General features: G+C 58.1%; 15 protein-coding genes and 1 tRNA gene. 8 read left to right on the forward strand and 8 right to left on the reverse strand.

What is annotated here, in order from left to right; translation table 11 throughout:
* Nucleotides 1-19 precede the first annotated feature (19 nt).
* The gene (locus tag A8B84_RS17435; RefSeq protein ID WP_064230423.1) at nt 20-823 is read left to right on the forward strand and encodes an enoyl-CoA hydratase-related protein; all 804 of its coding nucleotides are present in this window, start codon (nt 20-22) and stop codon (nt 821-823) included.
* On the opposite strand, the gene A8B84_RS17440 is transcribed toward A8B84_RS17435, so the two are convergent.
* Nucleotides 824-910 (reverse strand) — tRNA-Leu (locus A8B84_RS17440). It lies immediately after the preceding gene.
* Between the two features lie 75 nt (nt 911-985).
* Nucleotides 986-1,627: a class I SAM-dependent methyltransferase gene (locus tag A8B84_RS17445; RefSeq protein WP_064230424.1), complete on the reverse strand. Its 642-nt coding sequence runs from the start codon at nt 1,625-1,627 to the stop codon at nt 986-988.
* Nucleotides 1,628-1,810: 183 nt separating this feature from the next.
* Between A8B84_RS17445 and A8B84_RS17450 the strand changes: the two genes are divergently transcribed.
* The 4 genes from A8B84_RS17450 to cydC are packed head-to-tail and all read left to right on the forward strand — an operon-like array spanning nt 1,811 to nt 7,567.
* Nucleotides 1,811-3,241 carry a cytochrome ubiquinol oxidase subunit I gene (locus tag A8B84_RS17450; RefSeq protein ID WP_064230425.1) on the forward strand — a complete coding sequence of 477 codons (1,431 nt, stop codon included), beginning with the start codon at nt 1,811-1,813 and terminating at the stop codon, nt 3,239-3,241.
* Between the two features lie 2 nt (nt 3,242-3,243).
* Entirely contained in the window at nt 3,244-4,245 is a 1,002-nt protein-coding gene (gene cydB, locus A8B84_RS17455) for a cytochrome d ubiquinol oxidase subunit II (RefSeq protein WP_064230426.1), read from the forward strand.
* Nucleotides 4,246-5,958 carry a thiol reductant ABC exporter subunit CydD gene (gene cydD / locus A8B84_RS17460; RefSeq protein ID WP_064230427.1) on the forward strand — a complete coding sequence of 571 codons (1,713 nt, stop codon included), beginning with the start codon at nt 4,246-4,248 and terminating at the stop codon, nt 5,956-5,958.
* Entirely contained in the window at nt 5,951-7,567 is a 1,617-nt protein-coding gene (cydC, locus tag A8B84_RS17465) for a thiol reductant ABC exporter subunit CydC (protein ID WP_064230428.1), read from the forward strand. Before cydD ends, cydC begins: the two co-directional genes overlap by 8 nt.
* Here cydC and A8B84_RS17470 read toward each other — a convergent pair.
* Nucleotides 7,564-8,805, reverse strand: a complete 1,242-nt coding sequence (locus tag A8B84_RS17470) for a saccharopine dehydrogenase family protein (protein WP_064230429.1) — start codon at nt 8,803-8,805, stop codon at nt 7,564-7,566. The genes cydC and A8B84_RS17470 overlap by 4 nt on opposite strands.
* 67 nt (nt 8,806-8,872) lie before the next feature.
* Nucleotides 8,873-9,289, reverse strand: a complete 417-nt coding sequence (locus tag A8B84_RS17475; protein ID WP_064230430.1) for a hypothetical protein — start codon at nt 9,287-9,289, stop codon at nt 8,873-8,875.
* Nucleotides 9,290-9,496: 207 nt separating this feature from the next.
* Between A8B84_RS17475 and A8B84_RS17480 the strand changes: the two genes are divergently transcribed.
* Together A8B84_RS17480 and A8B84_RS17485 are read left to right on the forward strand one after the other, a co-directional pair.
* Nucleotides 9,497-9,826: a hypothetical protein gene (locus A8B84_RS17480; RefSeq protein ID WP_138103222.1), complete on the forward strand. Its 330-nt coding sequence runs from the start codon at nt 9,497-9,499 to the stop codon at nt 9,824-9,826.
* A gap of 37 nt (nt 9,827-9,863) precedes the next feature.
* Nucleotides 9,864-10,337, forward strand: coding sequence for a hypothetical protein (locus A8B84_RS17485; protein WP_201257911.1), 474 nt, complete (start codon nt 9,864-9,866; stop codon nt 10,335-10,337).
* Between the two features lie 13 nt (nt 10,338-10,350).
* On the opposite strand, the gene A8B84_RS17490 is transcribed toward A8B84_RS17485, so the two are convergent.
* The 3 genes from A8B84_RS17490 to A8B84_RS17500 form a co-directional block, all read right to left on the reverse strand.
* Nucleotides 10,351-11,190, reverse strand: a complete 840-nt coding sequence (locus A8B84_RS17490) for a putative RNA methyltransferase (RefSeq protein WP_064230431.1) — start codon at nt 11,188-11,190, stop codon at nt 10,351-10,353.
* 110 nt (nt 11,191-11,300) lie between these two features.
* Nucleotides 11,301-12,242 carry an electron transfer flavoprotein subunit alpha/FixB family protein gene (locus A8B84_RS17495; RefSeq protein WP_064230432.1) on the reverse strand — a complete coding sequence of 314 codons (942 nt, stop codon included), beginning with the start codon at nt 12,240-12,242 and terminating at the stop codon, nt 11,301-11,303.
* A complete protein-coding gene (locus tag A8B84_RS17500; protein ID WP_064230433.1) occupies nt 12,243-12,992 on the reverse strand; it encodes an electron transfer flavoprotein subunit beta/FixA family protein in 750 nt (249 codons plus the stop codon). It abuts the gene before it with no gap.
* 418 nt (nt 12,993-13,410) lie between these two features.
* Between A8B84_RS17500 and A8B84_RS17505 the strand changes: the two genes are divergently transcribed.
* The gene (locus A8B84_RS17505) at nt 13,411-15,063 is read left to right on the forward strand and encodes an electron transfer flavoprotein-ubiquinone oxidoreductase (protein WP_064230514.1); all 1,653 of its coding nucleotides are present in this window, start codon (nt 13,411-13,413) and stop codon (nt 15,061-15,063) included.
* A 66-nt stretch (nt 15,064-15,129) separates the two neighbouring features.
* On the opposite strand, the gene A8B84_RS17510 is transcribed toward A8B84_RS17505, so the two are convergent.
* A complete protein-coding gene (locus A8B84_RS17510; RefSeq protein ID WP_064230434.1) occupies nt 15,130-15,591 on the reverse strand; it encodes an FKBP-type peptidyl-prolyl cis-trans isomerase in 462 nt (153 codons plus the stop codon).
* Between the last annotated feature and the right edge of the window lie 49 nt (nt 15,592-15,640).

Here is a 15,640-nt window from a genome sequence, read left to right on the forward strand (position 1 = left end):
CAAACAAGGAACCGCAACCATGACCAGCGTACCCAAGCTCACCGACGTACTGCTCACCCTGGAAAACCGGGTAGCCACCCTCACCCTCAACCGCCACGACCTGCGCAATGCGCTGACAGGCTCAAACCTGATTGACGACATCGTGACCACCGCGGAATGGGTGAACCAGTGCGACGATGTGTCGGTATTGGTGATCACCGGGGCGGGCTCTGCCTTCAGCGCCGGCGGCAACATCCGGGACATGGCCAACCGCAGCGGCGACTTTGCCGGTGACGTAGCCGAATGCGCCGACCGCTACCGCAAAGGAATCCAGCGCATCCCCCTGGCCCTTCAGAATGTGGAAGTACCCATCATCGCCGCCGTAAACGGCCCCGCCATCGGTGCCGGTTTCGATCTGGCCAACATGGCAGACATCCGCATTGCCTCGGAAAGCGCAAAGTTCGGCGAAACCTTCCTCAACCTCGGCATCATCCCCGGCGACGGCGGTGCCTGGTTCATGCAGCGGCTGATCGGCTACCAGCGCGCCTTCGAGCTCACGCTAACCGGCCGTGTGATCGACGCCGCCGAGGCCAAGGAGCTGGGCATTGTGCTGGAAGTGGTGCCAGCGGACGAACTGATGAATGCCGCAAATGCCATGGCCAGCCGCATTGCCAGCCAGCCGCCAAAAGCCACGCGGCTCACAAAGCGCCTGATGAAAATGGCGCCGAGAATGGAACTGAAGGATTTTCTGGACGTGTGTGCCAACTTCCAGGGCATGTGCCATAACGAGCCGGAACATCTGGAAGCGGTTAATAAGATGCTGGAGGCGATGTCTAGGAAATAATGGTGCTCCGGGCCGGGATCGAACCGGCACGACCTAACGGTCGAGAGATTTTAAGTCTCTTGTGTCTACCAATTTCACCACCGGAGCATTCGGGGGAGGTTTTGACGGGCAGAATTGTATAAGTCTGCGTGGGGTAACGCAATTCGGATTCCGCCCTCGCCTTCAAGCAGCTGGGCTGGCTGCTGCGGGCTTGGTTGCCCTGCCCTTATAGATGTATCCGGCGATTTTTGGTGCCTTGGGGATGTAGAGGTTTTCCAGTTCCTGGATTTCAAAGCCGGCGTGTCGGATCAGGTCTGCGATGTGGCGGTTCAGGTGGCAGCCGCCGGCCAGTTTTTTCCATCCCGGGGTGATGCGGTGTTGCCACTTGCGGGTGCCATCGTGGGGGGATTCGCCGTGCTCCAGGAAAAGCAGTTCGCCGCCCGGTTTCAATACCCGCCACATTTGCTGAAGCGCGGCCTGCCAGTCGGGGATGGTGCACAAGGTGAAAGTGAGCAGTACGGTGTCGACGGAGTGGTCTTCCAGGGGAATCTTCTCACCCGGCAGGTCCAGCCACTCTACCTTGATGGGGGATCTTGCGAGATTCGGTTGGGCCTTGCGGCGCATGCCTTCTGAAGGCTCCAGGCCGTATACCATGTCTACGTTGTCGGAATTGTAGAATTCCATGTTTATAGCCGAGCCCATGCCCACTTCCAGAACTACCCCTTTGGCGTGGGGTACTAGCTGGCTACGAAGCTTCATTACCTGGCCCATGGAGCAGGCCCGGTCTATGATGTGGGGCAGTATCCTGTCTTCGTAAAAGCTCATCGGCATCACCATAATTGTTTTATATCAAGGGTGCGACAATCGGCCCTATCGTATTTGCTATCATGTTTAGTAGCATAGAAACTATCTGCCGGTAATAACAATATAACAAATAGAGCTAAGGCAGCGGCTGAACGGGTTCGCTGGGCCCGTTTGTTATGATGTGGACGTTACCGGAGGGTTCCCATGGAACTTGATCCTCTTATCCTATCGCGAATCCAGTTCGCGTTTGTGGTGTCATTTCACGCCATTTTTCCGGTGTTTACCATCGGCCTTGCTTCCTACATCGCGGTACTTGAAGGCCTCGCTTTTAAAACCGAGAATCCGTTGTGGGTGAAGCTTTCTGCCTTCTGGACCAAGGTGTTTGCCGTGGTGTTCGGTATGGGGGTGGTGTCGGGCATTGTGATGTCGTTCCAGTTCGGCACCAACTGGAGTAACTTCGCCCAGGCCTCCGCCAACTTCCTTGGCCCTATCCTGAGTTATGAGGTGGTCACGGCGTTTTTCCTGGAGGCGGCTTTCCTCGGGGTGCTGCTGTTCGGTCGGGATAAGGTTCCGGCCGGGGTTCACCTGTTCGCCGCCATCATGGTTGCTACGGGCACCTTCATCTCGTCATTCTGGATTCTGTCGGCCAACAGCTGGATGCAGACTCCGGCGGGCACCGAACTTCGCGACGGCGTGTTCTACGTAACCTCCTGGAGCGAGGCGATCTTTAACCCCTCCTTCCCCTATCGATTCGCCCATATGGCACTGGCCTCCTTCCTGACCGGTGGCTTTGTGGTGGCCGGTGTGAGTGCCTGGTATCTGCTGCTGGGTCGCGAGGTTGAGGCGAACAAGAAAGCGCTGTCCATGTGCCTGTGGCTGCTCCTGTTCATTGCCCCCGCCCAGGCGGTACTGGGGGATTTCCACGGCCTGAACACTCTGGAGCATCAGCCGACCAAAGTAGCGGCGATGGAAGGCAACTGGGAAACCTCCCGCAATGTGCCGTTGCTGCTGTTTGCCATTCCCGATCAGGAGAACCAGCGGAACCTTTACGAGGTTGGTATTCCCAGCCTGGCCAGTTTCATTCTCACCCATGAATGGGACGGTGAGGTGCCGGGCGTAAGCGCGGTGCCTGTTGACGAGCAGCCACCGGTGGCGATCGTGTTCTGGTCGTTCCGGGTCATGGTAGGTATTGGCCTGCTGATGATTGCTTTCGCGGTTACCGGCCTGGTTCTGCGTGCCGGCGGTCGTTACTGGCGCACCAGCTGGTTCCTGCAGGGCATGCGCTTCATGAGTATTGCGCCCTTCTTTGCGGTACTGACCGGCTGGTTCGTAACCGAGGTGGGGCGGGCGCCGTGGCTGGTCTACGGGCAGATGACTCAGGCAGAGGCCCTGACCCCGTCACTGACCGGCGGTATGGCGCTATTCACCCTCATCGGCTATATCGTTGTGTACGCTCTGGTGTTCTCTGCCGGCGTGTATTACCTGATGCGGGTGCTGTATGTGGGTCTCGAAGACCGGGATGAAGACGAGCATGAAGCCGAGCGGCCGAAACGTCCCTTCTCCGCTGCACACGTGCCTTTTGAGATTGATGAAGACGAGCATCACGGTAAACCGGCCAGCCAGGGAGGTCACTGATTATGGAACTGTTTGATCTGCCCCTTATCTGGGCATTCATTATTGGCTTCGGCATCATCATGTACGTGCTGATGGATGGCTTCGACCTGGGCGTGGGGATTCTCTTCCCCTTCGCGCCGAACGAGGAAGCCCGGGACACCATGATGAACTCGGTGGCCCCGGTATGGGACGGCAACGAAACCTGGCTGGTGCTGGGTGGTGCGGGTCTTCTGGCGGCCTTCCCTATGGTGTATTCCATCTTCCTGCCGGCGCTCTATATTGGTGTCTTCCTGCTGCTGGCCGGGCTGATTTTCAGGGGCGTGGCGTTCGAGTTCCGGTTCAAGGCCCGGACGTCCCGTTACCTCTGGAACTGGGCGTTTGCCGGCGGTTCTACTGTCGCTTCCTTTGCCCAGGGCGCTGTGGTTGGGGCCTATATCCAGGGCTTTGAAACCGCCAACGGCGTATACGTGGGCGGCGCCCTGGACTGGCTCACGCCGTTCACCGTGCTTACTGGCCTGGGCATGCTGGCTGGCTATGCCCTGCTGGGTTCCACCTGGCTGATCATGAAAACGGAGGGGTACCTGCAGCAGTGGGCCTACAAGATCACCCTGCCATTGCTCCTGGCGGTTCTTGTGGTCTTTGGCATCATCGGTGTCTGGACGCCCTTCGTGGATGAAATGGTTCGTGAGCGCTGGTTCTCCAACCTGAGCATTATCTGGATTCTGCCGGTTCTGACGTTGCTTTGCGCTATCCAGATTTACCGTTCGGTTCGTGATCGCAAAGACGGCATGCCGTTCGTGGCCACCATGGGGCTGTTTATCACCACCTATCTGGGCCTGGTGGTCAGCCGCTGGCCCTATGTGGTTCCGCCGGAATACACCCTGTGGGAAGCGGCGTCTGCCTATGAATCCCAGCTGTTCCTGCTGTTGGGCCTACTGTTCGTGATTCCCATCGTGCTGGTGTACACCGCCTGGACCTACTGGGTGTTCCGCGGCAAGGTCCGCGCGGGCGAGGGATACCACTAAGTGGTGGAGCCACAGGCCAAGGGTGGCGGGGAGAGTGCCTCCGCCACCGATCAGAAAGCCGTTAAGGGATGGCTTGCAGATCTGGCCCGTGGTAGCCGCCTGTGGATTCGCGGCACTGTGGTTGCCGGCACCGTTGCCGGCATTGCCACCATCATTCAGATGGTGCTGTTGGCCCGGATTATCCATCTGGGTGTGATTGACGAGGTCCAGGTTGCGGACCTCACTCCCCTCTTTCTCGGCCTGATTCTGGCGCTGGCTGTTCGAGCACTGGGCCAGGGTTTTCAGACCCGGTTTGCGGCCCGTTGCAGCGAACAGGTTCGCCGGGATGCCCGGCGTCAGCTCCATAAGCATTGGCAGGCCACAGGTCCGGTGGAACTGGGTCAGTCCTCCGCCGGCACGCTTGCCCGGGAGTGGATTGACCACGTGGAAGCCTTGCACGGTTATTTCGCCCGGTTCCTGCCACAGATGACCCTGTCGATGATTGTGCCGCTTCTGATCCTCGCCCTGGTGTTCTGGCTGGACTGGTTGGCCGGCATCTTTCTTTTGCTTTCCGCACCGCTGATTCCGCTGTTCATGGCCCTGGTGGGCATGGGCGCGGAGAAACTGAACCAGCAGCACTTTGAAACCATCAGCCGGCTTTCCGGGCAGTTCCTGGACAAGGTTCGCGGCCTGACCACGCTGCAACTGTTCGGCCAGACGGCCGGAGCAGCCGAACTTATTCGCAAACGCTCGGATCACTACCGGCGCATTACCATGAAAACGCTACGGGTGGCTTTTCTGTCTTCGGCGGTTCTGGAGTTCTTCGCCTCGGTGGCCATAGCCGTTATCGCCATCTACATCGGGTTTGGTCTGCTTGGGTATATCACCTACGGCCCTTCTGAAGATCTGACCCTGTTTTCCGGGCTGCTGATTCTTTTGCTGGCCCCGGAGTTTTTCCAGCCGTTGCGAACACTCTCCCAGCATTACCACGATCGTGCCGCAGCCATGGGCGCAGGCACCGAGATCCTCGAGCGACTGGAAACCCGGGTGAACCTGGAGACCACACCCGAAATGGCCCCTGTAGAGGGTGCGCAGGACCGTATTGAGCTGCGTTCTGTCTGTAAAAGCTTCCGGTCTGATCAACCGGTTCTGCGGGACCTCACACTAACCATCCGACAAGGCGAAGTGATTGCCCTGACCGGCCCCTCCGGCGGCGGCAAATCCACCCTGCTCCATCTGTTGGCGGGCTTTCTGGCGCCGGACACCGGAGAAATTCATTTGTTCGGTGAAGCACCGGGCAGTTTCCGGTTTGGCTGGCTGGGGCAGAAAGGGTTTCTGGTTCAGGGAACCTGGGCCGATAACCTCAGACTGACCACTCCCGATGCCTCTGATATTGCCATCGAAACCGCCCTGCGCAATGTCGGCCTTGGTTCCCTGCTCGACAGTCGCAAACAGGGTATTTACAGCCCTGTATCGGAGGAGGGCCAGGGGCTCTCCGGTGGCCAGGCCCGGCGGCTGAGTCTGGCCCGTATCTTTCTGGCGGATTACGACCTCATCCTGCTGGATGAGCCCACCGCCGGCCTGGACAGCGACAGTGAAGTGTTCGTACTGGAGGCACTGCATAAACTGGCGGTGGCCGGCAAAACCCTGATTTTCTCGACGCACCACCAGGCCTTGCTGACCCTGGCAAACCGAGTGCTGCTGGTTTCCGGCGGGGAGGTGCGGGATGCGTGACCTGAAGCCCTGGCTGGACCTGATCTTCAAGCGCCCGGGTCGCCTGGTTGTGGGCGGCTTCCTGATTTTCGCCACCCTGCTCTCCGGCATTGGCCTGTTGGCGGTTTCGGGCTGGTTTATAACCGAAACCGCGCTGGTCGGCCTGTTGTTGGCTGCGGGCGTGGCGGCGACCATAAACCTCTACGTGCCCGGCGGCGCCATCCGGTTTTTTGCCGTTTCCCGCACGGTGTTCCGGTATCTGGAGCGGGTCTACAACCACGATACGGTTCTTAGGTTGCTGACAGATATTCGCGTGGCTCTGTTCCAGCGCCTCTCTCGCGCCAGCCGCGTTCGCCGTGGGGAGCTAAGCGGCGCCCAGTGGCTGTCCCGGCTCACCAGCGATGTGGATGCACTGGACACCCTGTACCTACGTTTAATCGCGCCCACCGCCCTTGCAGGCCTGGTAACGCTATTGGTGGTGATTCTGGCTGCGGTTCTCTTCGATATAGGCACGGCGTTGCTGGTGGGACTGTTGCTGATCATTGCCCTGGTGATCGCCACCGTCGGGGTTTACCTGAGAACCTGGCGTCTGGCCGCCCGGCAAAGCGACCGGCAGGAAGAACTGAGAACGGCGGTGATCGAACACATCGAAGGTTTCTCCGAACTGACTGCCGCCGGGCGTACCGGTAAACATGCCGCCTGGCTAATGCGCCAGGCCCATCAGGTTACGTCAGAGCAGGCGAAGGCCGACACCCGTTTAGGCTGGCATCTGGCCGGCTCCCATCTGTTCGTCAACCTTTCTGCGGTGCTGGCACTCTGGGCCGGGTTTGCCCTGTTCCAGTCGGGCTCGGTTTCCGGCCCGGTGCTTGTGTTGTTGCCCATTGCACTGCTCGGCCTGGCCGAGGTCTATGCCATGCTGCCGGATGCCTTTGGCAAGTTGGGAGCAACGGTCGCTTCCGCTGGGCGATTGAACCGGGATTGTCGTGAGGAGGAACAAAACACCGCGACCTCCAGTTCCGAATTACCACCAAAAACCGCGCTTCTGGCAGAAAATATTGCGGTAAAACACGATGGTTACGCGCCTCTATTCACGCGTTTCAATCTAAGGATCGACGACGGGGAGCGCATTGGTATTCTCGGTCATTCCGGCAGCGGCAAGTCCTCACTGGCGGATGTACTCGCCGGCCTGTTGCCCACTGCCCAGGGCAGCCTGGCGCGCAGGGATTGCGTCTACCTGACCCAGAAAACCGTGTTGTTCGAGGACACCCTTCGCGCCAATCTGTTGCTGGGATCGCCTGAGGCCTCGGACACCGAACTCTGGAGCATTCTGGAGCACATGGAACTGGCCGAGCGCTTCGCCACGGAACCGGATCAGCTCGATACCTGGCTGGGCAGTGCCGGCAGCCGACTCTCCGGCGGTGAAGCCCGGCGTGTGGCCCTGGCGCGGGTGCTTCTTAACCCTGCCTCGCTGGTGATACTGGACGAGCCCTTTACCGGCCTGGATGCCGAAACCCGGGCGCGGGTTTCAAAAAGGATGGAAACACTTCTGGAAGGAAAAACCGTGGTTAGCCTGGCACACGGGCCGGATGCCCTTCCGGGCACCAACCGTGTGATTTACCTGAGCGGTTAGCGGGTTTCCAGAACCTCGAAGGTCAGGCCCGCCTTGCTGGTGAGCCGGTCCATCAGCTTGCCGTCCAGCAATGAGGATGGTGTCCAGAACCCACCCGGCTGATCCGCCGGAATATCGAATGCCAGGCACATGCCCGCTTCTCCCAGCATCTTGCCGGTGGAACCGTAGCCCGGATCCTGATCGCCGGTCACCTTGGTGATGATGGTTTTGCCATCTTCCGTGCGGCCAACGAAACGAAGATCATAGAATCCGGCTTTCTGGGCTTCAGGGCTGGGGCCTTCGCCCGGCTTGGGTACAAACTTCTCAACCAGCCATCGAGTCGGTTTGATGGCCGAGGCGGTAAAGAACGCTGCGAGGCCGCCGGTGATAGCGTACGCTGCCAGGCGGCCCTTGGTACCCCGGCCGGTCATCATGGCTTCGTCGTAGGTAAACTCCTGGCCATAACGAGCGTTCTGCAAGGCGTTGGAGCGATGCACCACCCGCGTATTGATGGCACCCATTACGAACGGCGCCAGCCATGCGTTGAAGGTTTTGTCGAACTCTGCACCCTTGAGGCTGGGCTGACGGGTTTTGGAGCGATGCTCCGGCGGGCAAATCGAAAACGGATTGGCCAGCTCTTTCCGCAGTTTGGGGTCCGCCGCTGCTTCCTTCGCCACGTTCATCATGGAGGCTACGGTGCCGCCCGAGAATTCGCCCTTGGCTGTTTTCACCCGCATGCGAACATCCCGGCATGGCGCACCGAAGGTCTGCTCTGCCTGGTTCTGCAGGAACCACACCCCCATATCAGAGGGAATCGAGTCAAAGCCGCAGCAGTGAACAATCCGCGCGCCGGAGGATTTGGCTTCCTCCTCGTAGCGTTCCACCATCTTGCGGATCCACTGCACTTCGCCAGTCAGGTCGCAGTAGTCCGTGCCACTGCGCACGCACGCCTGCACCAGCGGCTCACCGTACAAGGCGTAGGGGCCGACGGTGGAAATAATGACCCGGGTTTGCTCGCACATGGCCTTCAGAGCGTCTTCATCGGACGCATCAGCCAGAATCACCGGAACAGCGTTGGCCTTGTCGCCAAGTTCGCCCTTCAGGGTATTGAGCTTGCTCTCGGAGCGACCGGCAATCGCCCATCTCACCGATTGACCCACTCCGTAGGTTTCCAGCAAGTAGCGGGTAAGAATCTGGCCAACGAAACTGGTGGCACCGAACACCACCAGATCATAGGCCGTTTCAGCGGATTTGGTCATTGCTCTTCCTTAGTCAGCTGCATTGAAAACAAGTTGATAGAGAGTTTATTGGGTACTGGTTCGGAATTTAGCGAGCTCCGACAGGCGCTTTCGCACCCATCAGGCGCATGAATACGGCCACGCCCAGGCCCCAGAACCCGTTAAGAAGAAGTCCGCCTACCCAGGTCTGGGCAGACACATCGAGCCCTTTCAGGGGAAATACCACCAGCATGGCGACTGCAGTGGGACCTACTGCCCCTACAATGACATGCCCCAGCCAGAACTTCACCCCCGCCAGGCGGCCGAGAATCAGCCAGAGCAACATGCCCCACAGGCCACCAAAGAACGCCAGGGATACAACCTGCGGAACGCCGAGAGGTGGTACCGGAGACAGGTTAAACGGCGCTGCGGGCACAATACCGCCCAACCAGAAGAGTGCGAACAGGCCCTGATGAAACACCAGGGTCGCGAGAAAACCACTTGCAAACGCCTTGAACCAAACCATGAACAATCCTCTGTTGGTATGAATAGTTGGCCTTAACTCGTTGATTCTGCGTAGCTCATTCAACAACTGCAACCGATATTAACAGTTTTGAGCGCTCGTTCTACTTTCCTGGCCGCGCCCCCGAATCCGTCGTCACGGCCAATCGTTTGTCACACTTCATAGGGCACACTGCAGGGCAGTGCACGAAACGACTTCCGGAGGTTCGAATTGATCACCTTTTTGATGGTACTGAGCATGCTGCTTGTCCTGTTCAGCGGTTTTGTCGGCTGGCAGGTTCTTGAACAGCGTAAAGTGATCGCGCGAATGATGGAGAACGACGACATCGCAGATTCCGAGCAGGAACCGGAGCTGGTTATTACGCTTCGGGTGCTGAATCCGATTGCCCTGGCGAAGCGGGAATCACGCTCTGCCCGGGTGCTTGCCGACAAACTGCCCGTCATGGTTCGCAAGATGGTGTATCAGGAAGTGATGAAAGAGCTTGAAGAAGAGATGACGGAGCGTGAAATAGACGTGGAAATGCAGATCGAGTATCGATAACTGGGGTATTCAAGATGAATGATGGAAGCGCACTGTCATGATCACGACTGGCATCGTAATTCTGTTGTTGCTTCTGGCGTTCAGCGGGCTCTGCTTTGCCTACTGGCAGTTGCTGCTGTGCCGCCGTGAGGCCCGGATTCTGAACTCCCATCGGGTGGCGGCGCACAGCGCCATCCAGAAAAGCAGAATGGACCTTCTTGAGGTTCGAAACCGTGCCCGATTACTGGAGGACTCCGTCTCAGGCGGTGCCAGCGCGGTGGAGAAACTCCACAAAGCGATCTCCAACACCACCTTCGGGCTGATCGATCTGTTCTCGAAGGACGAAGAGTTCCGGCAGACGGCCCGTAAAGCAAGGGCCACCCATGATCAGACCAGTCAGCAGATCTACCGAACCGTGCGCACCACCAACAAGGCACTGCATATTCTTGCTGACACCCTGATCATCGGGAAGGCTGAAAAACGGCTCGCTTCCCGCAAGCGCGGAAAAGCTGAGGGTTCTGACGGCGGTTAATAGACTTCGGCGGTCAGACCTTTTCCAGACGCTTCAGAACCACCTCGACGGTTACCTCCAGCGATTCGAGTGTCCCCGCCTTCTCAAGCCCTTCCTGGGTAGCCCGATAAAGGTGCGGTGTCATGGCTAGCAGATCGGCAATGCTGCCCTGGTCTGGAAGGTTCAGCGGGAAACGTACCACGGTTGAATCCAGCTGCCGGAAACCTTCGGGGGCTGAGCTCTCAGCGTCTGCCGGCGACTTCAGCTCCGGATAAATGATCTCGCGCAGTTCCCGCAGATGGTCCGCACCGGCATCCACCTGGATCACCTGCCCGCCGGGCTTGAGTACCCGTGCGAATTCGCTGTAAACCGGAAACCCGAACAGGCAAAGCACCAGATCCAGCGATTCCGGCAGTACCGGCAGGTTGGCATTGCTGCCCACCACCCATCGGGTTTGTTTGTCCTGTTTTGCCGCAGCCAGGACTGCCCACTTCGAGATATCGACGCCAATCATGGCAAGCTCTGTGTTGCCGGCCACGTTTGCAAGGTGCCGGAGGTAATAGCCTTCTCCGGAACCGGCGTCGAGCACCGAACCAACTCCCCCATTCGGGAACGACTGGATTGCAAGATCGCTAACCGCCTCGGCGATCTTTGTGTAGAAGCCGGCACCCAGGAACCGTTGTCTGGCGGCGACCATTTCCTTGCTGTCACCCGGGTCCAGGGTACGCTTCTTCTGAACGGGCAACAGATGCACGTAACCTTGCCGGGCAACATCAAAGCTGTGTCCATTCTCACAGCGCCAGGTCTTTTCGCTGGGCGTAAGCGGGCAGCCGTCCAGTGGGCAAGCTAAGGCGTCAAACGGCATCGTGGTCATGGTTTGTGTATCCGGTTCCAAAGTCGGGGTCGGGTATCATGGCAGGAATTTTGGTTCCACCCAAAACAAAAAGGCACCCGTAGGTGCCTTTTCTCAAGCCGGACAGAAAGTTATAGAACTTTCTTCAGCTCCTCTTCAAGCTGCGGAACTGCTTCGAACAGATCCGCGACCAGGCCGTAATCGGCAACCTGGAAGATCGGGGCTTCTTCGTCCTTGTTGATCGCAACGATCACCTTGGAGTCAGACATACCGGCCAGGTGCTGGATGGCACCGGAAATGCCCACGGCGATGTACAGCTGCGGAGCAACAATCTTACCGGTCTGGCCAACCTGCATGTCGTTCGGTACGAAACCGGCGTCAACCGCAGCACGGGATGCGCCAACAGCGGCACCCATCAGATCGGCAACCTGCTCAAGCATCTTGAAGTTGTCGCCGTTCTGCATGCCGCGACCGCCGGAAACAACGATACCAGCGCTTGCCAGATCAGGACGGTCAGACTTGGCCAGCTCTTCGCTTACGAACTGGGACAGGCCAGCGTCTTTTACAACGTCGAGCTGTTCAACGGCAGCGGAGCCACCTTCACCAGCGACCGGATCAAATGCGGTCGGACGAACAGTAACTACCTTGATGCTGTCACTGGATTTGACAGTGGCAATGGCGTTACCAGCGTAGATCGGGCGAACGAAGGTGTCTTCGGACTCCACACGCATGATGTCGGAAACCTGGGCAACGTCCAGCAGTGCAGCAACACGTGGCATAAAGTCTTTGCCCACGGTGCCAGCGGCGGCCAGGATGTGGCTGTAGCCCTTGCCTACTTCGGCAACCAGCTCACCCAGGTTCTCGCCCAGGAAGTGACCATAAGCAGCGTTATCGGCAACCAGTACCTTGTTAACGCCTTCGGCCTTGGCAGCTGCTTCAGCAACGGCACCGCAGTTCTCACCGGCAACCAGTACGTCGATGTCTCCGCCGATGGCCTTGGCAGCCGCTACAACATTCAGGGTAGCCTGTTTCAGGCTGCTGTTGTCATGTTCAGCAATTACAAGGATGCTCATTTAGATCACCTTCGCTTCGTTCTTCAGTTTATCGACCAGCTCGGCAACGTCGGCCACTTTCACACCCGCCTGACGGGAAGCAGGCGCTTCAACCTTCAGGGTGGAAAGGCGCGGAGCGATGTCGACACCCAGATCGGCCGGGCTCATGTTGTCCAGCGGCTTCTTCTTGGCCTTCATGATGTTCGGCAGAGAAGCGTAGCGCGGCTCGTTCAGGCGCAGGTCGGTGGTGACAACCGCAGGCAGGTTCAGGGCAACGGTCATCAGACCACCGTCTATCTCACGGGTTACGTTGACCTTGTCGCCCTCAACAACCACTTCGGAAGCGAAAGTGCCCTGACCCATGCCGGTCAGCGCGGCCAGCATCTGGCCGGTCTGGTTGTTATCGGAATCGATGGACTGCTTGCCAAGAATAACCAGCTTTGGCTCTTCTTTCTCAACAACAGCCTTGAGCAGCTTGGCCGCTTCGAGAGACTGAACCTCCTCGTCGGTTTCGACGTGGATACCACGGTCAGCACCCAGCGCCAGCGCAGTACGGATCTGCTCCTGGGAGGCCTTCGGACCAATGGATACCACCACGATTTCACTGGCAACACCCTTCTCTTTCAGGCGAACGGCTTCTTCTACCGCGATTTCGCAGAACGGGTTCATTGCCATCTTGACGTTGGCGAGGTCAACACCGGTGTTGTCCGGCTTGACGCGCACCTTTACGTTGTAGTCGATTACTCGTTTTACAGCGACCAGAACCTTCATAGATTCCTCGTTCTTCTACGATGGGTTTATGACTTGCAGTCCTCGCGCAGAGCCTGCCGAAATTCAATGCGCACTAATGATGGAGGCAACACTCAGCAGAATCAATAGCCTCAAACGACGCGCCAGGACTGAACTTTCAGCCAATTCCCCGGTATTGACCGGGAACGGCAATGAGACGATACTAGATTTCGACTCAAAACACACGATGTTTCAGTGTGCTCTTACAATGCCAAAGGACAGAGCGAATTTCAAACAAACGTTTGTTTGATTCTTCAAATACGGTATCCTTTTGGTTATGCAAGTCGGGTCAAACGGCTTGGGGCAGTCGTCTATAGCGACTTTTACCGGTATGATGGCGGCCCAGAATAATTGGCCTGCGGGCATATAATTTCCATTAAAGATGTTTGAGGAGACCAACGTGGAACGCGAATCGATGGAATTTGATGTTCTGATCGTCGGCGGCGGCCCGGCGGGCCTGTCGGCAGCGTGCCGTGTCATGCAGCTGGCGCAGGAAGCTGGCGAGGAACTCACCGTATGCGTGGTAGAGAAAGGTTCTGAGATCGGCGCTCACATTCTGGCCGGTACCGTATTCGAGCCCACTGCCCTCAACGAACTCTTCCCGGACTGGAAAGAGAAAGGCGCCCCGCTGAACACGCCGGTTACCCGTGACGATATTTTCCTGCTGAAGAACCAGGAAAGCGCCACCAAGATCCCCAATGCGTTTGTGCCCAAGAACATGCACAACCATGGCAACTACATTATCAGCCTGGGCAACCTGTGCCGCTGGCTCGCCGAACAGGCCGAGCAGCTGGGCGTTGAGGTGTATCCCGGCTTTGCCGCCTCCGAGACCATCGTTGAGGACGGTCAGGTAAAAGGCATTATTACCGGCGACATGGGCGTGGCCCGTGATGGTTCCGAAAAAGACGGTTACATGCCGGGCATGGAACTGCGCGCCAAATACACCCTGTTCACCGAGGGCTGCCGTGGTCACCTGGGCAAGCGCCTGATCAACGAGTTCAACCTTGACGAAGGCAAGGATCCCCAGCACTACGGCATCGGTATCAAAGAGCTGTGGGACATTGATCCAGCCAAACACGAGCCGGGACTGGTTGTTCATACCACTGGCTGGCCGCTGAAGGAGACCGGTTCCACCGGTGGTTCCTTCCTTTATCATCTCGAGAATGGCCAGGTCTACGTGGGCCTGATCACCGATCTGTCCTACAGCAACCCGCATCTGAGTCCGTTCGAGGAATTCCAGCGCCTGAAGCATCACCCGGAGATCAAGAAACACCTGGAAGGCGGCAAGCGCGTCTCCTACGGCGCCCGTGCAATCACCAAAGGTGGTTACAACGCCCTGCCCAAGATGAGCTTCCCGGGTGGTCTGCTGCTGGGCTGTGACGCCGGCACGCTGAACGGTTCCAAGATCAAGGGCTCCCACACTGCCATGAAGTCCGGCATGCTGGGCGCCGAGGCTGTCTTCGAAGCGCTCAAGGACGGCAAGAGTGGTGAAGAGATCAGCAGCTTCCAGAAGAAGTTTGAAGACAGCTGGCTGTTCAAGGAGCTTTACGCCGAGCGTAACTTCGGGCCGGCCATGCACAAGTTCGGCAACGTGGTTGGCGGTGCTATCGCCTTCTTCGAGCAGAACATCCTGCGTGGCAGCCTGCCGATCACCTTCCACGATACCACTCCGGACTACGCCACCCTGAAGCCGGCGGCCGAGTGCAAGAAGGTGACCTATCCCAAGCCGGATAACACCCTGACCTTCGACCGTCTTTCCTCGGTGTTTATCTCCAACACCAACCATGAGGAAGATCAGCCGGTACACCTGAAGCTGACGGACCCAGAGTTGCCGATTCGCGACAACCTGCCGAAATACGACGAGCCTGCGCAGCGTTATTGCCCGGCTGGTGTGTACGAAGTTGTCGAGAAGGATGACGGTAGCGGCAAGCGCTTCCAGATCAACGCCCAGAACTGTGTTCACTGCAAGACCTGTGATATCAAGGATCCTGCCCAGAACATTAACTGGGTGACTCCGGAAGGGGGCGGTGGCCCGAACTATCCGAACATGTAAGTTCGGCTTCCGTACATAAAAAAACGGCTCCCGCGGGAGCCGTTTTTCGTTGCGCTTCAGAAAAGCTTAGTGAGCGTGGCCGTGCTCTTGCTCTTCGTCAGTCGCTTCGCGAGCTTCTACTACTTCTACGTCGAAGTGCAGAGTCTGGCCGGCGAGCGGATGGTTGGCGTCGATGGTGACGGTCTCGTCGCCAACTTCAACCACGCGAACAACCTGAGGGCCGCCCGGGGTCTGCGCCTGGAACTGCATGCCCGGCTCGATGGTGTCTACGCCTTCAAATGCAGAACGCGGAACCGGCTGGATCAGCTCTTCGTTAACTTCGCCGTAGCCTTCAGCAGGGTCTACAGAAACCTTAACCTGATCGCCTGCGTTCTTTTCGTTCAGTGCACTTTCCAGTCCACCGATAATGTTCTGTGCACCTTCCAGATAAGACAGAGGCTCACGACCTTCTACACGGGAGGAGTCAAGCTGCTCTCCCTGATCGTTGGTGAGCGTGTAATGGATGGTGACAACACGAGGTTGGGCCATGTGATCTCCTTGCGTGTCGCAATGACTGTTTAATTGATTTAGGCAATCG

It is taken from the genome of Marinobacter sp. EhC06 (genome assembly GCF_001650915.1).
GTDB lineage: Bacteria > Pseudomonadota > Gammaproteobacteria > Pseudomonadales > Oleiphilaceae > Marinobacter.

Bases quoted from the DNA above. Each gene is read 5' to 3' on its own strand.
- A8B84_RS17435 (WP_064230423.1), top strand. From the start codon at position 20: ATGACCAGCGTACCCAAGCTCACCGACGTACTGCTCACCCTGGAAAAC.
- A8B84_RS17445 (WP_064230424.1), bottom strand. From the start codon at position 1,627: ATGAGCTTTTACGAAGACAGGATACTGCCCCACATCATAGACCGGGCC.
- A8B84_RS17450 (WP_064230425.1), top strand. From the start codon at position 1,811: ATGGAACTTGATCCTCTTATCCTATCGCGAATCCAGTTCGCGTTTGTG.
- cydB (WP_064230426.1), top strand. From the start codon at position 3,244: ATGGAACTGTTTGATCTGCCCCTTATCTGGGCATTCATTATTGGCTTC.
- cydC (WP_064230428.1), top strand. From the start codon at position 5,951: ATGCGTGACCTGAAGCCCTGGCTGGACCTGATCTTCAAGCGCCCGGGT.
- A8B84_RS17470 (WP_064230429.1), bottom strand. From the start codon at position 8,805: ATGACCAAATCCGCTGAAACGGCCTATGATCTGGTGGTGTTCGGTGCC.
- A8B84_RS17475 (WP_064230430.1), bottom strand. From the start codon at position 9,289: ATGGTTTGGTTCAAGGCGTTTGCAAGTGGTTTTCTCGCGACCCTGGTG.
- A8B84_RS17485 (WP_201257911.1), top strand. From the start codon at position 9,864: ATGATCACGACTGGCATCGTAATTCTGTTGTTGCTTCTGGCGTTCAGC.
- A8B84_RS17490 (WP_064230431.1), bottom strand. From the start codon at position 11,190: ATGACCACGATGCCGTTTGACGCCTTAGCTTGCCCACTGGACGGCTGC.
- A8B84_RS17495 (WP_064230432.1), bottom strand. From the start codon at position 12,242: ATGAGCATCCTTGTAATTGCTGAACATGACAACAGCAGCCTGAAACAG.
- A8B84_RS17500 (WP_064230433.1), bottom strand. From the start codon at position 12,992: ATGAAGGTTCTGGTCGCTGTAAAACGAGTAATCGACTACAACGTAAAG.
- A8B84_RS17510 (WP_064230434.1), bottom strand. From the start codon at position 15,591: ATGGCCCAACCTCGTGTTGTCACCATCCATTACACGCTCACCAACGAT.